The sequence below is a fragment of the Paraburkholderia sp. BR10141 genome (assembly GCF_056155635.1).
Genome location: NZ_JBMIQH010000016.1, coordinates 137,600 through 156,496 on the forward strand (window position 1 = coordinate 137,600; position 18,897 = coordinate 156,496).

At 65.4% G+C, this 18,897-nt stretch carries 17 protein-coding genes; 7 read left to right on the plus strand and 10 right to left on the minus strand.

Annotated elements, in window-relative coordinates:
• Positions 1-72: 72 nt before the first annotated feature.
• The 3 genes from ACOJB8_RS22400 to ACOJB8_RS22410 all read right to left on the minus strand — a co-directional run bounded on the left by ACOJB8_RS22400 (position 73) and on the right by ACOJB8_RS22410 (position 1,594).
• Positions 73-342 (minus strand): hypothetical protein, encoded by a 270-nt coding sequence (locus ACOJB8_RS22400; RefSeq protein WP_475014257.1) that lies wholly within the window; start codon positions 340-342, stop codon positions 73-75.
• 62 nt (positions 343-404) lie between these two features.
• On the minus strand, positions 405-851 hold the full coding sequence (locus tag ACOJB8_RS22405) for an Ohr family peroxiredoxin (RefSeq protein ID WP_368707444.1): 447 nt from the start codon (positions 849-851) through the stop codon (positions 405-407).
• 269 nt (positions 852-1,120) lie between these two features.
• Positions 1,121-1,594, minus strand: a complete 474-nt coding sequence (locus ACOJB8_RS22410; RefSeq protein WP_266229397.1) for an OsmC family protein — start codon at positions 1,592-1,594, stop codon at positions 1,121-1,123.
• Positions 1,595-1,713: 119 nt separating this feature from the next.
• Here ACOJB8_RS22410 and ACOJB8_RS22415 point away from each other — a divergent pair, with 119 nt between their 5' ends.
• Positions 1,714-2,367, plus strand: coding sequence for a GntR family transcriptional regulator (locus ACOJB8_RS22415; RefSeq protein WP_368683422.1), 654 nt, complete (start codon positions 1,714-1,716; stop codon positions 2,365-2,367).
• A gap of 111 nt (positions 2,368-2,478) precedes the next feature.
• A complete protein-coding gene (locus tag ACOJB8_RS22420; RefSeq protein WP_475014259.1) occupies positions 2,479-3,120 on the plus strand; it encodes a GNAT family N-acetyltransferase in 642 nt (213 codons plus the stop codon).
• Between the two features lie 13 nt (positions 3,121-3,133).
• Here the strand turns inward: ACOJB8_RS22420 and ACOJB8_RS22425 are convergent, their stop codons facing one another.
• The 4 genes from ACOJB8_RS22425 to ACOJB8_RS22440 form a co-directional block, all read right to left on the minus strand.
• Complete coding sequence (locus tag ACOJB8_RS22425) at positions 3,134-4,705, minus strand: EAL domain-containing protein (RefSeq protein WP_342949017.1); 1,572 nt, start codon at positions 4,703-4,705, stop codon at positions 3,134-3,136.
• Between the two features lie 193 nt (positions 4,706-4,898).
• Positions 4,899-6,629 carry a diguanylate cyclase gene (locus ACOJB8_RS22430; protein WP_475014261.1) on the minus strand — a complete coding sequence of 577 codons (1,731 nt, stop codon included), beginning with the start codon at positions 6,627-6,629 and terminating at the stop codon, positions 4,899-4,901.
• Between the two features lie 207 nt (positions 6,630-6,836).
• Positions 6,837-7,478, minus strand: coding sequence for an HD domain-containing protein (locus tag ACOJB8_RS22435; protein WP_475014263.1), 642 nt, complete (start codon positions 7,476-7,478; stop codon positions 6,837-6,839).
• 58 nt (positions 7,479-7,536) lie between these two features.
• Positions 7,537-7,695: a hypothetical protein gene (locus ACOJB8_RS22440; RefSeq protein WP_475014265.1), complete on the minus strand. Its 159-nt coding sequence runs from the start codon at positions 7,693-7,695 to the stop codon at positions 7,537-7,539.
• A gap of 120 nt (positions 7,696-7,815) precedes the next feature.
• Here ACOJB8_RS22440 and ACOJB8_RS22445 point away from each other — a divergent pair, with 120 nt between their 5' ends.
• A complete protein-coding gene (locus ACOJB8_RS22445) occupies positions 7,816-9,303 on the plus strand; it encodes a sensor histidine kinase (RefSeq protein ID WP_368602402.1) in 1,488 nt (495 codons plus the stop codon).
• A 24-nt stretch (positions 9,304-9,327) separates the two neighbouring features.
• On the opposite strand, the gene ACOJB8_RS22450 is transcribed toward ACOJB8_RS22445, so the two are convergent.
• Positions 9,328-9,825: an acyl-CoA thioesterase gene (locus ACOJB8_RS22450; protein WP_069265858.1), complete on the minus strand. Its 498-nt coding sequence runs from the start codon at positions 9,823-9,825 to the stop codon at positions 9,328-9,330.
• A gap of 296 nt (positions 9,826-10,121) precedes the next feature.
• Between ACOJB8_RS22450 and ACOJB8_RS22455 the strand changes: the two genes are divergently transcribed.
• Complete coding sequence (locus ACOJB8_RS22455; protein WP_069265859.1) at positions 10,122-11,105, plus strand: response regulator; 984 nt, start codon at positions 10,122-10,124, stop codon at positions 11,103-11,105.
• A gap of 18 nt (positions 11,106-11,123) precedes the next feature.
• Here ACOJB8_RS22455 and ACOJB8_RS22460 read toward each other — a convergent pair whose 3' ends face one another.
• The gene (locus ACOJB8_RS22460; RefSeq protein WP_475014267.1) at positions 11,124-12,890 is read right to left on the minus strand and encodes a methyl-accepting chemotaxis protein; all 1,767 of its coding nucleotides are present in this window, start codon (positions 12,888-12,890) and stop codon (positions 11,124-11,126) included.
• 165 nt (positions 12,891-13,055) lie between these two features.
• A complete protein-coding gene (locus tag ACOJB8_RS22465; protein WP_368683427.1) occupies positions 13,056-14,087 on the minus strand; it encodes a LacI family DNA-binding transcriptional regulator in 1,032 nt (343 codons plus the stop codon).
• Positions 14,088-14,289: 202 nt separating this feature from the next.
• Between ACOJB8_RS22465 and ACOJB8_RS22470 the strand changes: the two genes are divergently transcribed.
• The 3 genes from ACOJB8_RS22470 (at position 14,290) to ACOJB8_RS22480 (ending at position 18,820) form a co-directional block, all read left to right on the plus strand.
• Positions 14,290-15,462: an ABC transporter ATP-binding protein gene (locus ACOJB8_RS22470; RefSeq protein ID WP_475014269.1), complete on the plus strand. Its 1,173-nt coding sequence runs from the start codon at positions 14,290-14,292 to the stop codon at positions 15,460-15,462.
• 23 nt (positions 15,463-15,485) lie between these two features.
• Positions 15,486-17,486 (plus strand): beta-galactosidase, encoded by a 2,001-nt coding sequence (locus tag ACOJB8_RS22475; RefSeq protein ID WP_475014340.1) that lies wholly within the window; start codon positions 15,486-15,488, stop codon positions 17,484-17,486.
• 71 nt (positions 17,487-17,557) lie between these two features.
• Positions 17,558-18,820, plus strand: a complete 1,263-nt coding sequence (locus ACOJB8_RS22480; protein ID WP_475014271.1) for an ABC transporter substrate-binding protein — start codon at positions 17,558-17,560, stop codon at positions 18,818-18,820.
• Positions 18,821-18,897: the final 77 nt, after the last annotated feature.

Here is an 18,897-nt window from a genome sequence, read left to right on the forward strand (position 1 = left end):
TAGGCCGAAACCGGTTCCGCCGCACATCGCCATTGCGATGCCGGGCGAAACAGCCACGACGCCGTGGCGCAATCAATGGTGGGCGAAGAGGTTGTTTCGCTCCATCGAGACGCGGCTGCCCGCGCCCGTGGTGGCGTCGGCCGTGCCGCCGTAAGCCGTCGCTGCGGTGCCGCTTTCGGCGCGCTCGGCGGCGAGCGTTTGCACGCTCTGGCCGCGTTGCGATGCCGGTGCGCCGACTTCGGGCCGATACGACGGGGCCGGGCCGTAGCCGCTGGCGAATGCGGGGGCGGTTGCGCTGACAGAAAGGGCGATGAGGAGCTTGGCGATGAATTGGGTCTTCATGATCGGATCTCGCTAGGTGAATTGCAGTGAAATGGGGTGAAGGAGGCGATTGCGTTCGCCGGTTATGCGGTGACGACGGTGAGGCTCACGTCGATGTTGCCGTGCACGGCCTTCGAGTACGGGCAGATCTGATGGGCGCTGCGCGCGATGGCCTCGGCCACGTTTTGCTCGATGCCCGGCAGCGTGACCGTGAAGTGCGCGCCCAGGAACCAGGCGGCGCCGGTCTGGCCGACATCGACCTGAATGTCGACCGAAGCGTCCTCCGGCAGGGCGACCTTCTTCAGCGAGGCCGCGATGGCGAGCGCGGAGATGTAGCAGGCCGACCATGCGCCGGCGAACAGCTGCTCGGCGCGCGGATGCGGTTCGGTCGCGACGATGTCGAGGGTTTCGCCGCTCGAAGACGACAGTTCGAGGTCGACGACGCCGAATTCACCGCGTTGGGCCGCGGGGTCGTGATTGATGGTGGTGTGGGTGTTGCCCGAGAACAGCACTTTGTCGATCGTTGCCATGTTGCGCTCCTTGATGGATTTCAGGTTTGGGTCATATGCGTCGCATAAGATCGAATCGCATGCGATACATAATGGACAAGAAATTTCCCTGTGTCAAGCGTATAAGATTAACTCGCATGCGATTTATATGGGGCTGTTTCGGAGGGAGCAGTCAGTCGTGACGACGTTCACGAACGTTGCAGCGGGAATTTGGGATCGAGCCCTTTTGTTTCCGGCACTCGCGGGAGTGCCGGGACGTCGGACCGAGCCGCCTGGGGCGTTCGCGAGCGTTACGCAGCCAATTCGATGGCCGGCTCGCACACGATGGGGAAGTTCACCGAATTGGCGATATAGCACTGCTCGTGCGCTGCGTGATGCAGCCGCTCGGCGAGGCTGCGGTTGTCGCTCGCGCGGATCGTGACGCGCGGGCGCAGCACGATCTTCGTGAAGGCGCCGCGCTGCGGCGTATCGGCCATCGTGCCTTCGGCCTCGTCTTCGTAGGCGAGCACGGCGATGCCCGCCTCGGCGCACAGGTGCAGATACCAGAGCTTGTGGCACGCGCAAGCCGAGGCCACCAGCAGATCTTCCGGATTCCAGCGCGAAGCGTCGCCGCGAAAGGCCGGATCCGACGAGCCCGGAATGTCCGGCTTGCCGTTCGCGCGGATCACGTGATCGCGGTCGTAGTCGCGATAACCCGAGGTGCCGCTGCCGCGATTGCCCGTCCATTGCACCGAAACGCGATAGGTGTGTTCGCCATGCGCCATGCTGACTCTCCGTTCGATCGAAAAGGGGATGCGCCATTATGACCGCATTCGGCATTTTGGTATACCATTATGCCGAACGGGCCCAAAAACGAACCGGGCACTAACCGGGCATGACATGCATGGAAACAAAATTCGACTCCACGGCGGACGCGGTTGCGTCCGGGTTGCGCGACCTGATCGTCAGCGGTGAGCTGGGCAGCGGCGAGCGCCTTGTCGAGCGCGATCTCGCGGAGCGTTTCGAGGTGAGCCGCATTCCGCTGCGCGAAGCGATCCAGCGGCTCGCGCGCGAGGGGCTCGTCGAGATTTTCCGCAATCGCGGCGCGGTCGTGCGCATGCTCACGGTGCAGGACGTGGAGGAGATCTACGGCCTGCGCGCGCTGCTCGAAGGCGACGCGGTCTTTCGCGGGGTCAAGCGCATCGACGACGAAACGCTTGCACGCGCCGAACTCGTTCACCGGCTGCTGGGCGAAGCAGTCACCACGCAGAAGCAGGGCGAACTCAACCGTGAGTTTCACGAACTGATTTACGGCGCCTGCGGCAACACACGGCAGCTGGCGGCGATCCGCGAACTGCGCGCGCAGGTGGAGCGCTATGAGCGGCTGCAAAATACGCTCCTTGCCGATACCCCCTCGTTTCAGCACGAACACGAGGCCATCCTGGAAGCGTGCCTCGCGCGCAACGCACGCGGCGCGCGCGCCTTGACCGTGGCGCATATCGACTCGGCACGACGCATCGTGCTCGCCGTGGTGGAGCGTATGGCCGAGCAAGGCTAGCGCGCATGCACCACTGCATTCACAACCATCGCGCCGGTTTTTACGAGATTTTTTCTTGTGGCCCTTACGGGCCAACCCTAGACTGGGGGCATCGAAACGACTGGAGACGCCATGTCGATCTCGCGTGCAAGCCAGCGCCCGCAAGAGCAGATCACCTCCGTGCAGCCCGGCCTCGGCCGCCTCGTGCTGAGGCGCTTCGATCCACGCCACGACTCATGGGAAGCGCTGACGCGTCTGCTGCATCGCGCGTTTTCGCGGCTCGCGTCGCTCGGATTGCACTGCTCATGTGCCGATCAGGCGGCGAGCCTCACGCGTGAACGCGCGCTGGCTGGAGATTGTTTCGTCGCTGTCTGCAATGGCAGGATCATCGGCACGCTCACGGTGGAAGGTCACGATAGCCATTCGCAGTGCGAACATTATCGCCAGCGCAGTGTGGCTTCGGTCCATCAGTTCGGCATCGAGCCAAAATGGCAAAGCCGCGGTATCGGCCGCGCGCTGCTTGCTTTCGCGGGGCGTTGGGCGGCTGCGCGCGGCTACACGCAGCTCGCGCTCGACACGCCGTTTCCAGCCGACCACCTCATCGCGTTCTATCGCGCACAAGGCTTCATTCTCGTCGACGTCGTGCGTTTTGCCGGCCGTGGCTACGACAGCGCCGTGCTCAGCAAGGCGGCTGCGGCACGGTGCGGCGGCGTGGCACTCCCGCATTCGCCTGGCGAGGTGCCGCACGCCGCGTCGCCGGGTCAGTTCGCCTGAGCGTGCGCCACGCTCACGTCTCGCGCGTGCGCGCCGCTTCACGCTCCAGGTAGCGCAGGAATTCGTCGGCGGGCATGGCCTTCGCATAGAGCCAGCCCTGCGCGAACTGCACGCCGCGCTCGCGCAGATATTGCGCTTGCGCCTCGGTTTCCACCCCCTCGGCGACCATCAGCAGGTCGAGGCTGCGCGCCATTTCGATGATGTGCGGCACGATCTTGTTCATTTCCTCGCCGCTCGCCAGCGAGAGGAGGAACGAGCGGTCGATCTTGATGCCATCCACGGGCAATGCCTGCAGATACGAGAGACTCGAATATCCCGTGCCGAAATCGTCGATGAAGATGCGGTGACCGGCTGCGCGAAACGCTTCGAGAACGGGTGCGGAGCTGGCCGTATCCATGAGCGTGCGCTCAATCGCTTCGAACCAGATTTGTTCGGGGCGCACGCCATATTTCGCGAGGCTCGCCTTGAGGGTTTGGAGCACGCGTGTGCCGGCGAGATCCTTGCCGGCAAGATTGAGCGAGACGTGCAGATCGCGGCGACGCGCGAGCATCGCGCCGACGCCCTCGAACACGGACCGTATGACCTGATCGGTGATGGGCTCGATGAGATCGAGCGACTCCGCCATCGGAATGAACGTGTCGGGCGCCACAAGGGTGCCGTCTTCGAGCTTCCAGCGCACGAGCGCTTCGGCGCCGACGCAGCGCCCGCTCTCCAGCGAGACGAGCGGCTGCAGCCACGCCACGAACTGGCGCCGACGGATGCCCTGCAGCATCGCGTTGCGCGGCGTGCGCAGCGTGCGGCGCCAGCGCAGGACGAGCCACGTGCCGATGGCACTCAGGACGAGCGCGGGCGGTAGCAGCGTTCTGAGCTGCGCCGGCACGTCGCGGCGCATGCGGTCCTCGGGCTCGTATGCGACCACCGCAATGGGATAACGGCTCGAGCGCTCGACGACGTAATAGCGGCCTTCGAAATACGGGCTGCCGGTGCGCTGGAGCGCGGCGCGTACGAGGGCGTCGTCCGTGTGCGGCCAGCTTGAAATCACGGCGCCGTGCTGCGTTTCGAGCACGGTGAGCTTGATGGTGTCGTCGAGCGGCACGATGTCGAGGTAGAAGCGCGGATCGATCACCACGACGTGGTTGCCCAGGCGCACGTTGAGCATCTGCCGCTCGTTGCCGCGCTTGCCGACTTCGGTATGCCAGGCGGTGAAGCCGCCTGCATAGGTCCATTCGGGCGGCGGCAACGCGATGTCGACAGCGCCGTGCAGCGAACTGCAGCGCAGCCGCATGTCATGGGTCGAGGCGACTTCGCGAATGTATCGAAACTGCTCCTCGACCTGCCGCAGGCGCTGCATGTGGTCGTTTGTGCACGGCGTGTCGGGGTACGACATGAGCTGGCGCAGCGCGGAGTCGGCTTCGGAGGTGACCAGTTCGGCGCGCAGCAGCGCGCGATTCGAAAAGACGTCCACCTGTTGGCGCTGCTGGCGTTCGTTGACGGCGTCCGACGCATACACTGCCGCCGTGAGCGTTGCCAGGACGGCGAACGCCACGACACAATAGGTCGTCAGGGCGGTGAGTCGGCTGCTCATGGCGTACGGTCGGGCTCCGGCGTCGCGGACGAAGGCGACGCGCGGCCTTCGTCGATCGCCGCTGCCGATGGTAGCGTCTTTCCGCTGGCGGCGACGCGCTGCTGTCCGGCGCGCAAGCGCAATCGCAGTGGCCGACGGGGTTCCGGCTCATGCGTGGCGCATGAATGCGGCCACCGGGATCGGCAAACGCACGTCAGGCACGCGCTGGATCGATCGATCTGGAATCCTCTGCAACGACGCGATTGCGGCCGCCTGTCTTCGCGGCATAGAGCCGCCGGTCGGCGACCTGCATGAGCGCTTCGTAGTGGGCGGCGCAGTCGGCGGGACTGGCCGCCACCCCAATCGAGACGGTGAACGCAATCGCATCCGGGTTCACGGCTTCGCCCGGCACACTGGCGCCATGCGCCGAGTCTGCCGCGTGCGCTTCGACCGCCCGGCGGATGCGCTCGGCAACGCTCGCGGCCGCCGTGAGATCGGCGCCGGGAAGCAGCGCCGCGAATTCCTCGCCGCCCACGCGCGCAGGCATTTCCGCGCTGCGCAGGTTGTTGCGCAGGATGTCCGCGAAGATCACCAGCACGCGGTCGCCGGCCGCGTGGCCGAAGCGGTCGTTCACGCGCTTGAAGTAGTCGATATCGAGCATCAGCATCGCCACGGCGGGCGCCGCCGCTTCAGCGCCCTCGCGGGCGGCGCGTTCCAGTGTTTCGTCGAATACTTCCTGGAAGCGCCGGCGGTTCGCGAGGCCGGTGAGCGGATCGCTGCGCGCGAGCGTTTCAAGCCGCGTACTCGCTTCGACGTACTGGCCGAATATGTGCTTGACGATGCGCAGCGTGCCGACGAGCAGCACCGCGATCGCCAGCCAGGCGACGATCAGCGGGCTGTTGAACACGCGGCGCGCTGCTGCGAGCGTGAGTTCTGAGTCGTCCGTGTCCGTGAGCAGGATCCAGTGCGTATCGCCCACGTGCTGGAACAGCAGATACCGGCCCGAGTGCACGGCGTAGCCCTTGCCGCGCTTTAACCAGGCCGCCGCCGACGCTCGCGCGACGTCGAGCAGATACGGATCGAAGCGCGCGGGACGCTGCGCCGTGATCTCGCCATTGACGAAGTAGACAAGGTCGCCGTTACTGTTCAGCAGGCCGAACTCGGCAGGCGCCTCGTCGTCGGTCAGGTTCGAGGTGGCGAGCTGAAGCGCGAGCAGGCGCGAGGGTGCGACGTCCATCACCACCGCCCCGCGAAACTGTCCGTTCGTGTAGACGGGCGCGCTGAGCGTGGCGATCGCCTCGCCTTTTTTCGATTCCGTATAGATCGGAGTCCAGACGATGTCGCGTCCCGCATTCTGTCCGGTGGCATGCAGGCGGTAGTAGGGCATGGTGCTGAAGCGCCGCAACAGGTCGGGCGCGTGCGCGTCCGGGCGCTCGGGCGAGAGCACGTACAGGCCGTTGGCCGAGATGTACGCGACCGTGCTTTGCACCGCGTCGGCGTGCTGGCTGATCGCGAGGAGCGGGCTGATCGAGCGCGCGAGCACGATGTCGGCGGGCAGTGCGGCGGCGTCGCGGTCAAACCCCTCGATTCCCGCGAGCCCTTGCGCATTGGTGCCGAAAACGCGCGGTCCGTCCATCGCGCCGGGAGCCTCCCATTGCGGCTGGCCGCTGTCGCGCAGCGCGGCCTGCACCTTCGGATTCTGCAAGCCGGCGCGCTGCTGGCCCGGCGAAGCGAGCAGATGTTCCGCATAGTCGCGCAGGAACAGCAGGCGCCGGCGCTCTGCGGAAATCAGCGCGTCCACGCCTACGGCGCGCACCTCCAGGTCGCGCTGGCGGCTATGGAGGTCGTAGCGCGTCATCTGGTAGAGCTGGCGCAGGCCGACGCCGCTCACCAGCGCCATGGCCGCAAGAAAGCACACCGTCACCACGAGATGCGGGCGTTTCATGACTATGCTGGAGAAGCCGTGCGGCCGCGTGCGGCCTGGCGTGTGCTGCATGAAGCCCTCGGGGGACTGTGACTGGACGCGCGCGCATCGCATTGCATTGCAGCGTGGCCCGGCAGCGCGTTTGCGGACATCGCGATGAGCATAGCATCGCCTGTCAGAACCGCGCCGCATGCCGCCTCAGACGTCCCGGATCGCTCCGGGTGTCAGTCAACCGCGCCAGGCCGAATGGCGGATCACGCTGCAGAAGTTGCCGGCATGGAAGTGAGGGTCCTTGTCGGCGAGCACGTCGGCCTTGACGTTGCCGAACGTCGTGGCGGGCTTGTGCTTGATGCCGTTATAGAAGGTCTGGATGATGTCCTCCTTGAAGTGTTCGCTGCGCGGGTGCGCGTGCACCACGGCCTCGCGTTCGGTGTCGCTGAAGCGGTCGTAGGCAATGCCGAGCACGTCCATTTCGACGCCTGCCGTCACGAGCGCGATCACCGGATGCATGTGCTGCGGGATGCCCGGCGTCGTATGCAGCGCGATGGCGGTCCACACGAGGTCGATGTCCTGCTGCGAGATGCCGTGGCCGCGCAGGAAGTCGCGCGCGGCATTCGCGCCGTCTACTTCGAAGCGTTCGTGCTCGCTGCTGTGCGCGTGCGTGAGGCCCATGTCATGAAACATTGCGCCGGCGTACAGCAGTTCGCGATCGAACTTCAGGCCGAGCCGGCGGCCGGCCAGCGCGCCGAAGTAATAGACGCGGCTCGAATGATGGAACAGCAGCGGCGATTCGGTGTCGCGCACGAGTTCGGTGATTTCGCGGGCGAGCTTGCTGTCGGGGATGGCGATATCGGCGAGGGTCGGGGTCATCTGGATGCTCCGTCGGGGTGGGTGATGAGCGCTATTCTGGGCGGCGCCAGGGTTGTCCTCAATCGACGGATGCCGTGGTTTTCTGCCAATTCGACCGAAATTGGGCCATCGCGGATTCGCGGCGCATAGCGGCGGTGCCGATAGCGGCAAAATTTCGCCGCAATCCGGGATTAGCGGCGATAATCGGCAAAATCGATTCGATCGGCGCGCATTTCATGCGCCTTGCATCGGGCGGCGAGATCCGGCCCGCGAATCGCACATTGGGCGCACGGGGAACGCTGCAGGGAACGCGCCGCGCCAACCAGGTCGGTAAGAACAAGAACCCACGCGACAGACTATGTACTCGATCCTGCCAGCGTTCGTGTCCGCGTTATTTCTCGGATTCGGCGTCTACGTGCTCCTGACCGAGGGCTTCACGCGCCTCTCGGTGCCGTTCGCCCTGATGTGCGCGACCACGTTCTTCTGGCAGGGCACCTGGGCCTTTCTGTTCCAGACGTCCGACCCCGAACTGTCCGGCGTGCTCGTAAAGGTCGGATACTTTTTCATCCTCTTTCTGCCTACCACGTTCTATCACTTCGTGACGGAAGTGAGCGCCCGGCGCGGCGAACGCCCGCTCCTCATCGCCTCGTATCTGCTCAGCGTGCTGCTCGCGGCGCTGCTGCTGTTGAGCGATTCCGTCGTGGACGGCTACGGCACGTTCTTCTTCGGCAAGTATCCGAAGGCGGGCATGCTGCATCCCGTGCACGTGGCGCAGACCGTGCTGCTCGCGTGCCGCAGCGCCTGGCTGCTGTACGCCGCGCGCGGTCAGACGCACGCGCACGATCGCCGCAAGCTGCTCGACCTGTGCTTCGTGAGTCTCGGCCTGTACACACTCGCCGCCACCGATTACGCCGTCAATTACGGGCTCGCGTTCTATCCCGTGGGCGCGGTGTTCATCGCGATCAGCCTTGGCATTCTCGCGGTCACGATCGTGCGTTTCGGCCTCATGCGCCCGTACCTCATCGCGGCTACGGTGGCGCACGAAGTCGCCACGCCGCTCGCGGCCATCGGTATGCATGCGGAGGAAATCGGCAACGTGTTGCCCGAACTCATGCGCGGTTATCAGCTGGCCGTGCAGCACCAGTTGTGCGTGGACGGACTCTACCCCGGTCAGTCGGAGCGCCTTTCCTCGCTCGCCACCTCGATACGCCGCCAGGTGGACAGCACGAGCACCGTGGTCGAAATGTCGCTGGCTTCGTTCACGCTCGACCGGCTCGACCGCCGCAGCTTCGAGACCTACCCGGTGCGCTCCTGCGTGAATGCGGCGCTCGAGCGCTTTCCATTCCGCACTGGCGAGCGCGACATGGTCGAGGTGGCACCCATCGACGCACAACTGAGTTTCTCGGGCTCGGATTCGCTCGTCGTGTTCGTGCTGTTCAATCTGCTCAAGAACGCGCTGTTCGCGATTCACGCGGAAATGGCCGAACGAAGCGACAGGGTGAGCGATTACGTGGGCCGCGTGGAGATCAGTGCAACGAGCGAAGCGGGCTTTTGCGTGCTGCGCTTTACCGACAACGGTTGCGGCATTCCCGCCGATATCCTGCCGCGCGTGTTCGATCCGTTTTATTCGACCAAGGCGCACGGGCGCGGGGCCGGCATGGGCCTCACATTCTGCCGCCGCGTGGCGGAGGCGCTGGGCGGCACGATCGCCTGCGAGTCCGAGCCGCACGTGTACACCACCTTCACGATCCGCCTGCCCGAGCCCGGCACGAGCGCCGACCGCGCGCTGCACGATGCGCCGGCGAAACCCCGCCGCTTTCCGGCGGGGCAGGATTTCGCGGGCTAGTTCAGGTAGCCGGGTTCAATCCGCTCAGTTCGAACCCGAAGGCAGGACCAGCTCGTATTCCTTCACGCGCTCGATGATGCCGGGCGGAAAGCGGCGAATGCGCTTATCGGTGCCGGCAAAGAGGATCTGCTGATAGCCGAGCGAAACGGGCCGCCCGTCCACGCAAAAGCGGAACACGAGATACGCGGAGCACTGACGCACCTGGAAGGTGTTGAGGTAGCAATCCACGCGCTGGAACGGAAAGGTTTCCTGCACGTATTCCTGGTGTGCGCGCTTGGTGACGAACACGCCGCCCGAGGCGAGCAGATTGTTGTGAATGCACTCGTGAAACCAGCGTTCGCGGCAAATGCCCTGCCATTCGAAATAACGGGCGAAATACGTGTTCATGAATGCGTTCGAGTCCTTGAGGTAGATGTCGATGACGTGATGAAACGTTTTGGTCGGCGTAGCTTCCATGATTTCGTCGGAGAATCCGGCGGTGCCACGGGACAGGACGGCGGGAATGGATTCGCGTGCGTACATCAGAGTGACTCCAGATAGGGACTGCAGGCGGCAGCCGCGCGTGCCTCCGGAGAAACGGAGGCATGCACCATTCTCTTCGCGTTCCTCTTCATCCAATACCGTGCTCCCCACATACGCAAACCGCTTCATGCTCGCTGGGTGCGATAACGTTTGCGCGCGTTCGATTGAGCGCGCACCTGCGGCTTCGGGTTGCTGTGTCCAGGCGAGACGCCGCATAATCGACATGTTTTCCTCGCGGTGCCGCTCCAGGTGTCGGGCGCGCCGCATGAGGCGCAGCGCGCTTACCGAGATCCAGCATGAGTTCCATCGTCAGACAGCCGGTTTACCATCCCGTCTCCGTCGTTTTCCTCGACGACAGCCCCGACTTCCTCTACGCGCTGCGCGGGCTCTTTCCGGGCGCGGGCACGGATCGCTACTTCACGAGCGCAAGAGAAGCGCTGGCCTTCGTCGCTTCGCACGAGGCGCGGCAGAGTGCGCGCAACCCCGCTGCGGGCGCGGCATGGTCGGAGTTCGAGAAGCGCGGCGGCAACGCGCTCGGTGAGGACGTAATGACCGACGCGGCGCGCTTCGGCGATATCGCGGCGCTCGTCGTGGACTACGAAATGCCGGAGATGACCGGCGTCGACTTCCTGGCCGCCGCGAAGGACGTGGCGTGCACGCGCATCCTGCTCACGGCCACGGCCGACGAATCACACGCGGTGGAGGCGTTCAACGCGGGGCTGATCGACTTTTACGTGAAGAAGTCCGATCCGGCGATGACCCGCAAGCTGCGCGGCGCCATAGAAGACGCCAAGCGCAAGTTCTGCGCACGGCGCGGCCATATCGGCGTGCACGGCGTGGGCGCGATCTACGCGAACCGGCGCGTCGCCGACGTGCTGCACGAAGTCGCGCAGCGCGAGCGCATCGTCGAGTACTACTGGCGCCCCGAGCAGAACGCCGTGCTCACGTTCGACGCCGAAGGCAACGCCGGCGTGTTTCTCGCGTGGGACAGTCACGACTGGGCGGCACAATGCGATGTCGTGACCGACGAAGGCGGTCCCGAAGCGTTGCGCGAGGAAATGGCGGCGCGCCGCGTCATGCCGGTGTACTGGCCGAACGAGGCGTATCGGCCCGGCATGTCGCGCGTGGAGTTCGCCACGCCGCAGCCGGTGGCGGGACTCGACGACACGCATACGAGCTGGACCCGTATCGGCGATCCGGGACTTGCGCCCGGGTTGATCACGTTTGCCGCATGGCGGGCGGCGCAAGGCGCGCCCGGTGAGGGCGGGCGCCTTGCGTGATCACCTCGCGACCGACGATTAGAACGTTTCCCAGTCTGCCGCTTCGTGAGCGGCGGTGGCCACGGGGATGGCCGATGCCGCCTTTGCTGTGACCGCGGGCGCTGCGTTGGCGGCCTTGCGGGCCGGCGTGGTTGTCGTGGCCTTCGCGGGCGCGGGGGCAGGGCGCTTGAGCGGTGCGGCGGGGCGCACGGCACGCGCGCGTTGATCCGGAGCTGCAACCGTCGACGCAAGCGCAGACTCGGCCTGCGCCCCAACGCGGAATACCGTCACGACGTCGCGCAACCCGTTCGACTGCGCTGCCATCGACTGCGCCGCCGCCGATGCCTCTTCCACGAGCGCCGCGTTCTGCTGCGTCACTTCGTCCATCTGCGCGACGGCGCGGTTCACCTGCTCGATGCCGGTGTGCTGCTCTTCGGACGCCGCCGCGATTTCGCCCATCAGGTCGGCCACGCGGCGCGCCGAAATCACCACCTCGTCGATCGTCTTACCGGCTTCGTCGACGAGCTTCGTGCCTTCCGACACCTGCGCCACCGACTGTCCAATCAGGTCCTTGATCTCCTTGGCCGCCGTCGCGCTGCGCTGGGCGAGGCTGCGCACTTCGCCCGCCACGACGGCGAAGCCACGGCCCTGGTCGCCGGCGCGCGCCGCTTCCACGGCCGCGTTGAGCGCGAGGATGTTGGTCTGGAAGGCGATGCCGTCGATCACGCCGATGATCTGCTCCACGCGCTGCGAGCTGCTCGAAATCTCGTTCATCGTTTCGACCACGCGGCGCACGACTTCGCCGCCGCGCGCGGCGACTTCCGATGCATTGACCGCGAGCGTGTTGCCCTGGCGCGCGTTGTCGGTATTGTGCTTGACCGTGGTCGTGAGCTCTTCGATGCTGGCGGCCGTTTCCTCGAGCGACGCGGCTTGCTCTTCGGTACGCGAGGAAAGATCCAGGTTGCCCGCCGCGATTTCCTTGGCGCCCGTCGTGATCGATTCGGCCGAGGTCTGGATGCGTTGCACGGTGTCGACCAGTTGGCGCTGCATTTGCTGCATCGAATGAAGCAGGCTGTGCTGGTCGCCGGGCGCGAGATTCACGTGGGCCGTGAGATCGCCTTCGGCGATGCGCTGGCAGATCTGCGAAGCGTAGTCCGGCTCGCCGCCAAGGCTGCGGCGAATCGTGCGGATGAGCCACATGAGGCCGAGCGTCACGGCCGCGCCGATCACCGTCACGAGCAAAAGGTTGCTGATCAGCGCGCTGCGGAAGGCGTCGTCGATGTCGTCGGTATAGATGCCGGTGAAGATGTGCCAGTCCCAGCCCGGTACGAGGGCGGAGTACGTGATCTTTTCGACCGGCGCGCTCTTGCCGGGCTTCGGCCACCAGTAGCTGCTGTAGCCGTCGCCGCCCGTGGACGAGCTTTTGACGATCTCGAGCGCCACATGCGTGCCGCGCGGGTCCGTCATGTTCGCCTGGCTCTTGCCTTCCATCTCCGGCTTGGGCGGCACGAGCAGCGCCACGGCGTTGCTGTCGTAAATGCCGAAGTAGCCGCTCTGGTCGTCGCCGTAGCGCGTGCCGCGCAGCGTGGCGATGGCGAAGCGCTTCGCGTCGTCGGCGCTCATGTGGCCCGCGGCCGCTTCTTTCTGATAGTACGAGACCACACCCAATGCGGTTTGCGTCTCCTGCTCGACGAGGGCCTTGCGGTCCGTCACCATGCCCGAGCGCGTCATGAAGGCGTTGGCCACCACCAGCACGACGAGCGAGATCCATAGCAGCCCGACGATGCCCCAGGCTTTCTGATTCAACGTTGTTCGCTTCACGTTCGTTTTTCTCCAGCCGTCTTCGATTTGTATTCTCGCGGCAGTGCACACGTGCAGCGCCAACGTGTTTAACGGATGGTTTGGAGGGAACCTTAACGTTTGCGTATGGGATCTTTGCGCTGGGTGGGACTTGTCATGCTAATTCTTTCGTTAGCCTTGCGCCCGCGGCGCCGCCGTCGAAGCTCGCACGACCAGTCGCGGCGCCGGGACCACGCACACGCGCGCCGCCGCGCCGGCGGCCGAACCGGGCGCTTCGACCAGTTCCGTCAGCAACTCGACGGCCAGCTCTGCCGCCTCGGTCGTTGCGACCGCAACGGTCGTGAGCGGGGGCCGCGACTCGCGCGCCAGCTGAATATCGGTAATGCCGACCACGGAAAGCTCGCGCGGCACGTCGAGCCCGAGATCGGCGGCGGCCTGCATGGCGCCTAGCGCCGGCAGGTCGTTGGTCGCGAAGATCGCGGTGAGGTCGGGATGCCGTGCGAGCAACTCGCTCGTGGCCGCATAACCGCCTTGCGTGGTGTCCGGCGCATAGCGTACGGGCGCGCCCGCACCGTCGAGGCCGGCGGCCTGCATGGCCGCGACGAAGCCGTCATAGCGTGCCGCGTGAATGCCGGAAACCTTGCTGCCGACGATCGCCCCAATGCGCCGATGCCCGAGCGTCAGCAAATGCTGCGCGGCAAGCTCCCCCGCGCGCCGGAAGTCCACGGCCACGCACGGCAGGCCCGGCGGGTCGAGCGGCCGCTCCCACATGCACAGCACGACCGGCGCGCCGCGCCGCACGGTGGCGCGCAGGTCGGCGAAGTCGAGATTGGCGTTCATCACGAGCACGCCCGCCGAGAGCGTGCCCGCAATCTGTTCGAGGTAGGCGCGGCCCGTTTGCGGGTCGCCATCCGTATTGCAGATGATGAGAAAGCGCCCGCTGCGCCGCAGCGCATTCTCCACGGCGAGCGCGAACTCCGGATAGAACGGATTCGCGATGCTCGACACCATCAGCGCAATGGTGGGCGGCCGCCCTTCGGCGAGCGCGCGGGCCGATAAATGCGGGCGATAGCCGAGCGCCTCGACCGCTTCGAGCACGCGTTGGCGCGTGGCTTCGCCCACGCGCCCGCGCTCGCGCAAGACGTTCGAGACGGTGGCCGGCGTGACGCCGGCGCGCCGCGCGACTTCGTTCAGGGTCGGCATGGGATCTCAAATGTCCATCTCAAAATATGGGAAGGCGATTCAACATTTGCATGATTGTGACGGGCACTGCAACATTGGTCCGACAATCAAAGCGAATATCGGAGACAAGGCAGCCAGATCGCAGAAGCGATCGCTTTTTTATGGGCTGCTGATTAAGCGCTTAATCCCCGTGTCGCGCTGATTAGAACATGGAGACGGGACGATGGCGAGCATTTCGTTGCGCGGCGTTCAGAAGGCATACGGCGAGAATGCGCCGGTGATTCGCAACGTCGATCTGGAGATCGGCAGGAACGAGTTCTGTGTATTCCTCGGCCCTTCGGGCTGCGGCAAGTCCACGCTGCTGCGCATGATCGCGGGCCTGGAAGACGTCACCGACGGCGACATTTCGATCGGCGGCAAGCTCGTGAACGACGTGAGTGCCGCGCAGCGCGGCGTGGCCATGGTGTTCCAGAGCTACGCGCTGTTCCCGCACATGACCGTGTACGAGAACATGGCGTTCGGCCTCAAGCTCGCGAAAACGCCGAGGGCCGAGATCGATCGCAAGGTGCGCGAAGCGGCACGCATTCTTCAGCTCGAAGCGTTGCTCGAGCGTCACCCCAAGGCGCTTTCGGGCGGCCAGCGGCAGCGCGTGGCGATTGGCCGGGCGATCGTACGCGAGCCCGGCGTGTTCCTGTTCGACGAACCGCTTTCCAATCTCGATGCCACGTTGCGCGGCCAGACGCGTATCGAGATCGCGCGCCTGCATCGCCAGTTCGAGCAGGCGAGCGTGGTGTACGTGACGCACGACCAGATCGAGGCGATGACGCTCGCCGACAAGATCGTCCTGCTGCATAGCGGTAAGGATACCGAACGATACGGCAGCATCGCGCAAGTTGGCGCGCCGCTCGAGCTTTATCACCGGCCCGCGAGCCGCTTCGTGGCGGGCTTCATCGGCTCGCCGCGCATGAATTTTCTGCCGGCGCGCGTGGCGGCCATCGAGACGAACGGCGTGAGCGTCACGCTCGACGAAAGCGGCGAAACGGTGCGGCTGCCGGTGCAGGGTGCGCGGCTCGCCGTGGGCGCGCCGGTCACGTTCGGCGTGCGTCCCGAGCATCTCGAACTCGTGGTGGAGGGCGTGGCATCGCGCACCTCGCGCGATGCTCAGGATGCCTTGACGATTGCGCGTGCCATCACGCTGATCGAGGAGCTTGGCGAACACAGCTATGTGCACCTCGATCAGCCGGGTGAGGCGGTGCTCGTCGCCAAGGCCCCCGGCGATGCCCGGCTCAGTAGCGGCGATACCGCGCAGTTCCGTGCGAGCGCGAGCGCCTGCCATCTGTTCGCGGAAGACGGCTTCGCCGTTGTGCCGCTCGCCACCGCCGATCAACCCGCATGAAAACAACAACCGAGGACACAGGGATGCGTCTTGGAGTCTGCTATTACCCGGAGCACTGGCCGGAGGCCATGTGGAAAGACGATGCCGCGCGCATGAAGGCGCTGGGCATCGCGCAGGTGCGTATCGCCGAATTCGCGTGGAGCCGCATCGAGCCCTCGCCGGGCGAATTCGACTGGGGCTGGCTCGATCGCGCGATCGACACGCTCGGTGCCGCCGGCCTGCAAGTGGTGATGTGCACGCCCACCGCCACGCCGCCCAAGTGGCTGATCGACCAGCATCCCGACATCCTGCCCGTGGGCGCCGATGGCCGCGTGCGCGGGTTCGGCTCGCGGCGGCACTACGATTTTTCGTCGCCGGCGTATTACGAGGCTTCGCGGCGCATCTGCGAGGCGGTCGCCGCGCGTTATGGCCAGCATCCCGCCGTCGCGTACTGGCAGACCGATAACGAGTACGGCTGCCATCAAACGGTGGTCAGCTACTCGACGGCGGCGGTGCAGCGCTTTCGCGAATGGCTCAAGGCGCGTTACGGCAGCATCGACGCGCTCAACACCGCCTGGGGCACCGTGTTCTGGAGCATGGAGTACCGCAGCTTCGACGAAATCGAGGCGCCCGTTGGCACCGTGACCGAGGCGCATCCGTCGCACCGGCTCGACTACCAGCGCTTCGCCTCCGACGAAGTGCAGCGCTACAACCGCATGCAGGTCGATATCCTGCGCGCGCATTCGCCGGGGCGGCCCATTGCACACAACTTCATGCAGCTCTTCATGGAGTTCGATCACTACAAGGTTGCAGCCGATCTCGACGTCGCGACGTGGGACAGCTATCCGCTCGGCGCGCTCGACCAGCAGTGGTACGCACCCGACGTGAAGGCGCGCTATCTGCGCACCGGGCACCCGGACTTCGCCTCGTTCAATCACGACGTGTATCGCGGCATGTCGAAGCTGCCGTTCTGGGTCATGGAGCAGCAGCCCGGCCCCGTGAACTGGGCCCACTGGAACCCCGCGCCGCTGCCTGGGATGGTGCGTCTCTGGAGCTGGGAAGCGTTCGCGCACGGCGCGGGCTGCGTGTCGTATTTCCGCTGGCGCCAGGCGCCGTTCGCGCAGGAGCAGATGCACGCGGGCCTGAATACGCCCGACAACCGCCCCGACCTCGCCAGTGCGGAAGCGGCGCGCGTGGCCGAGGAAATCGAGGCCGTGCTCGCGGTGGCCAAGGGCGGCCGCGACTTCGACGTGAAAACGCCGGTTGCGCTCGTGCTCGATTACGAGGCGAAGTGGCTCTTCGAGATTCATCCGCAGGGCGCGGATTTCCACTATCCGCGCTTCGCTGTGGAGTACTACTCGGCGCTGCGCGCGCTCGGCTTCGACGTGGATATCGTTTCGGTGCACGCGCCGCTCGACGGCTACCGGCTCGTGGTTGTGCCGCCGCTGCCCGTCGTGCCAGACGACTTCGCGCAGCGCCTCGCCAGTTCGGGCGCGCAAGTGGTGATCGGGCCGCGCACGGGCTCGAAAACCGCGGATCTGCAAATTCCCGCCAACCTGCCGCCGGGGCCGCTCGCGGCGCTGCTGCCGCTGCGCGTGTGGCGCGTGGAGTCGCTGCGGCCCAACATCAGCGAGCCGGTGCGCTTCGACATGGATGGCGCGCACGAAGGCCACGCGCGCCACTGGCGCGATCTGATCGAACTCGGCGCCGATACCGGCGAAAACGAATGGGCCGTGCCGGAAGTGCGCGCGACGTTCAGCGACGGCCATCCCGCGTACGTGAGGAGCGGCGCGGTCCACTACCTCGCGAGCCTGTTCGACGAGGCGAGCACGCAGGCGCTCTTTGCGCGCGTGGCGCGCGAAGCGGGCCTCACGCCGCAGCCGCTTGGCGACGCGATCCGCGTGAGCCGGCGCGGCGGCTTCACCTGGGTGTTCAACTACGGGCCGGGCACGCACACCCTTTCTGCGGATATTCCCGACGATGCATACGTGATCGGCTCGCGTACGATAGAGCCGCAGGGCGTGAGCGCCTACCGTTCGCAATAGACGCAAATAGACGTATTGCGCAGTTCCTGACGATGCAGCACCGACAACGACGTATAACCAAGGAGACACGCATGATCGGCAAGACCTTCAGACCACGCACCCTGCTCGTTGCTGCGACGCTGGCGGCGGGCGCGCTTGCAGGCGCGTTCGCGAGCGCGGCGCAGGCCGGCACGCTCGAAATGAACATTGCCTACAAGGGCGCAAGCCAGCGCGCCGTGTGGGAACAGGTGATCGACCAGTTCAAGAAGACGCACCCCGGCACCGACGTAAAGGTGTCGTTCGTCGACGAAGAAGCCTACAAGGTCCAGTTGCCGAACTGGCTCACGACCGCGCCGCCCGACATCGTGAACTGGCACGACGGCGAGCGCATGGCCTACTACGCGAAGCGCGGCCTTTTCGCGGATCTTTCGGACGACTGGAAAAAGAACAACTGGGACAGCATGTACGCCTCGACGAAGGAAGCGTCGTCGTACCAGGGCAAGCAGTACGCCGCGCCCACGGTGTATTACTCGTGGGGCATGTTCTATCGCAAGGACCTGTTCGACAAGGTAGGCATCAAGAGCGAGCCGAAAACGTGGAATGAATTCCTCGATGCCTGCAAGAAGCTCAAGGCCGCGGGCATCGCGCCGATTGCCGTGGCCGGGCGCGACGCGTGGACACTGGCGGGCTGGTTCGACTATCTGGACCTGCGCCTGAACGGCAACGCGTTCCACCAGAAGCTGATGGCAGGCGAGGTGCCGTACACCGACCCGCGCGTGAAAAAAGTCTACGTCACATGGAAGCAACTGCTCGACGACGGCGACTTCATTCCCAATTCGCTCTCGTACGATCTCGATGCGGCGCAGCCGTTCCTGTTCCAGGGTAAGGCCGCGATGATGCTGATGGGTACCTTCATCACGGGCGGTTTCAGCCCGACGGTCAAGCAGCAGATGGGCTACTTCCAGTTCCCGATCATCGACCCGAACGTGCCGACCGCCGAAGACGGTCCGGTCGAATCGCTGCACATTCCGGGCAAGGCGAAGAACAAGGCCGATGCGCGTGCGTTCCTCGCGTTCGCGGAGACGCCGGATGTTGGCGCGCAGCTTGCCAAGGGGCTGGGTTCGCTTTCGGCCAACAGCAAGTCGCCGGAGCCCGAAGACCCGATTTCGAAGATCGGCTTCCAGATCCTCTCGAACACGAAGGGCGGCATTGCGCAGTTCTATGATCGCGACATGACGAAGGAAATGGCTGACGAAGGCATGAAGGGCATGCAGCAGTTCGTGTCCGATCCGACGAAGCTCGACTCGATTCTCGCGCAGCTCGAGCAGACGCGTCAGCGGATCTACAAGAAGTAAGGTGTTCGAAGCGAAGGCGGGCAGTGCGTCGGCGCTGCCCGCCGGGTAATCAAGCGGAGGTTTTTGCCGTGAGACAG

Excerpts from the sequence above, each read along its gene's own strand:
- ACOJB8_RS22415 (WP_368683422.1), top strand. The coding sequence starts at position 1,714 with ATGGAAACAAAATTCGACTCCACGGCGGACGCGGTTGCGTCCGGGTTG.
- ACOJB8_RS22405 (WP_368707444.1), bottom strand. The coding sequence starts at position 851 with ATGGCAACGATCGACAAAGTGCTGTTCTCGGGCAACACCCACACCACC.
- ACOJB8_RS22420 (WP_475014259.1), top strand. The coding sequence starts at position 2,479 with ATGTCGATCTCGCGTGCAAGCCAGCGCCCGCAAGAGCAGATCACCTCC.
- ACOJB8_RS22410 (WP_266229397.1), bottom strand. The coding sequence starts at position 1,594 with ATGGCGCATGGCGAACACACCTATCGCGTTTCGGTGCAATGGACGGGC.
- ACOJB8_RS22480 (WP_475014271.1), top strand. The coding sequence starts at position 17,558 with ATGATCGGCAAGACCTTCAGACCACGCACCCTGCTCGTTGCTGCGACG.
- ACOJB8_RS22440 (WP_475014265.1), bottom strand. The coding sequence starts at position 7,695 with ATGAAATGCGCGCCGATCGAATCGATTTTGCCGATTATCGCCGCTAAT.
- ACOJB8_RS22430 (WP_475014261.1), bottom strand. The coding sequence starts at position 6,629 with ATGAAACGCCCGCATCTCGTGGTGACGGTGTGCTTTCTTGCGGCCATG.
- ACOJB8_RS22465 (WP_368683427.1), bottom strand. The coding sequence starts at position 14,087 with ATGCCGACCCTGAACGAAGTCGCGCGGCGCGCCGGCGTCACGCCGGCC.
- ACOJB8_RS22475 (WP_475014340.1), top strand. The coding sequence starts at position 15,486 with ATGCGTCTTGGAGTCTGCTATTACCCGGAGCACTGGCCGGAGGCCATG.
- ACOJB8_RS22450 (WP_069265858.1), bottom strand. The coding sequence starts at position 9,825 with ATGTACGCACGCGAATCCATTCCCGCCGTCCTGTCCCGTGGCACCGCC.
- ACOJB8_RS22445 (WP_368602402.1), top strand. The coding sequence starts at position 7,816 with ATGTACTCGATCCTGCCAGCGTTCGTGTCCGCGTTATTTCTCGGATTC.
- ACOJB8_RS22455 (WP_069265859.1), top strand. The coding sequence starts at position 10,122 with ATGAGTTCCATCGTCAGACAGCCGGTTTACCATCCCGTCTCCGTCGTT.
- ACOJB8_RS22425 (WP_342949017.1), bottom strand. The coding sequence starts at position 4,705 with ATGAGCAGCCGACTCACCGCCCTGACGACCTATTGTGTCGTGGCGTTC.
- ACOJB8_RS22400 (WP_475014257.1), bottom strand. The coding sequence starts at position 342 with ATGAAGACCCAATTCATCGCCAAGCTCCTCATCGCCCTTTCTGTCAGC.
- ACOJB8_RS22470 (WP_475014269.1), top strand. The coding sequence starts at position 14,290 with ATGGCGAGCATTTCGTTGCGCGGCGTTCAGAAGGCATACGGCGAGAAT.
- ACOJB8_RS22435 (WP_475014263.1), bottom strand. The coding sequence starts at position 7,478 with ATGACCCCGACCCTCGCCGATATCGCCATCCCCGACAGCAAGCTCGCC.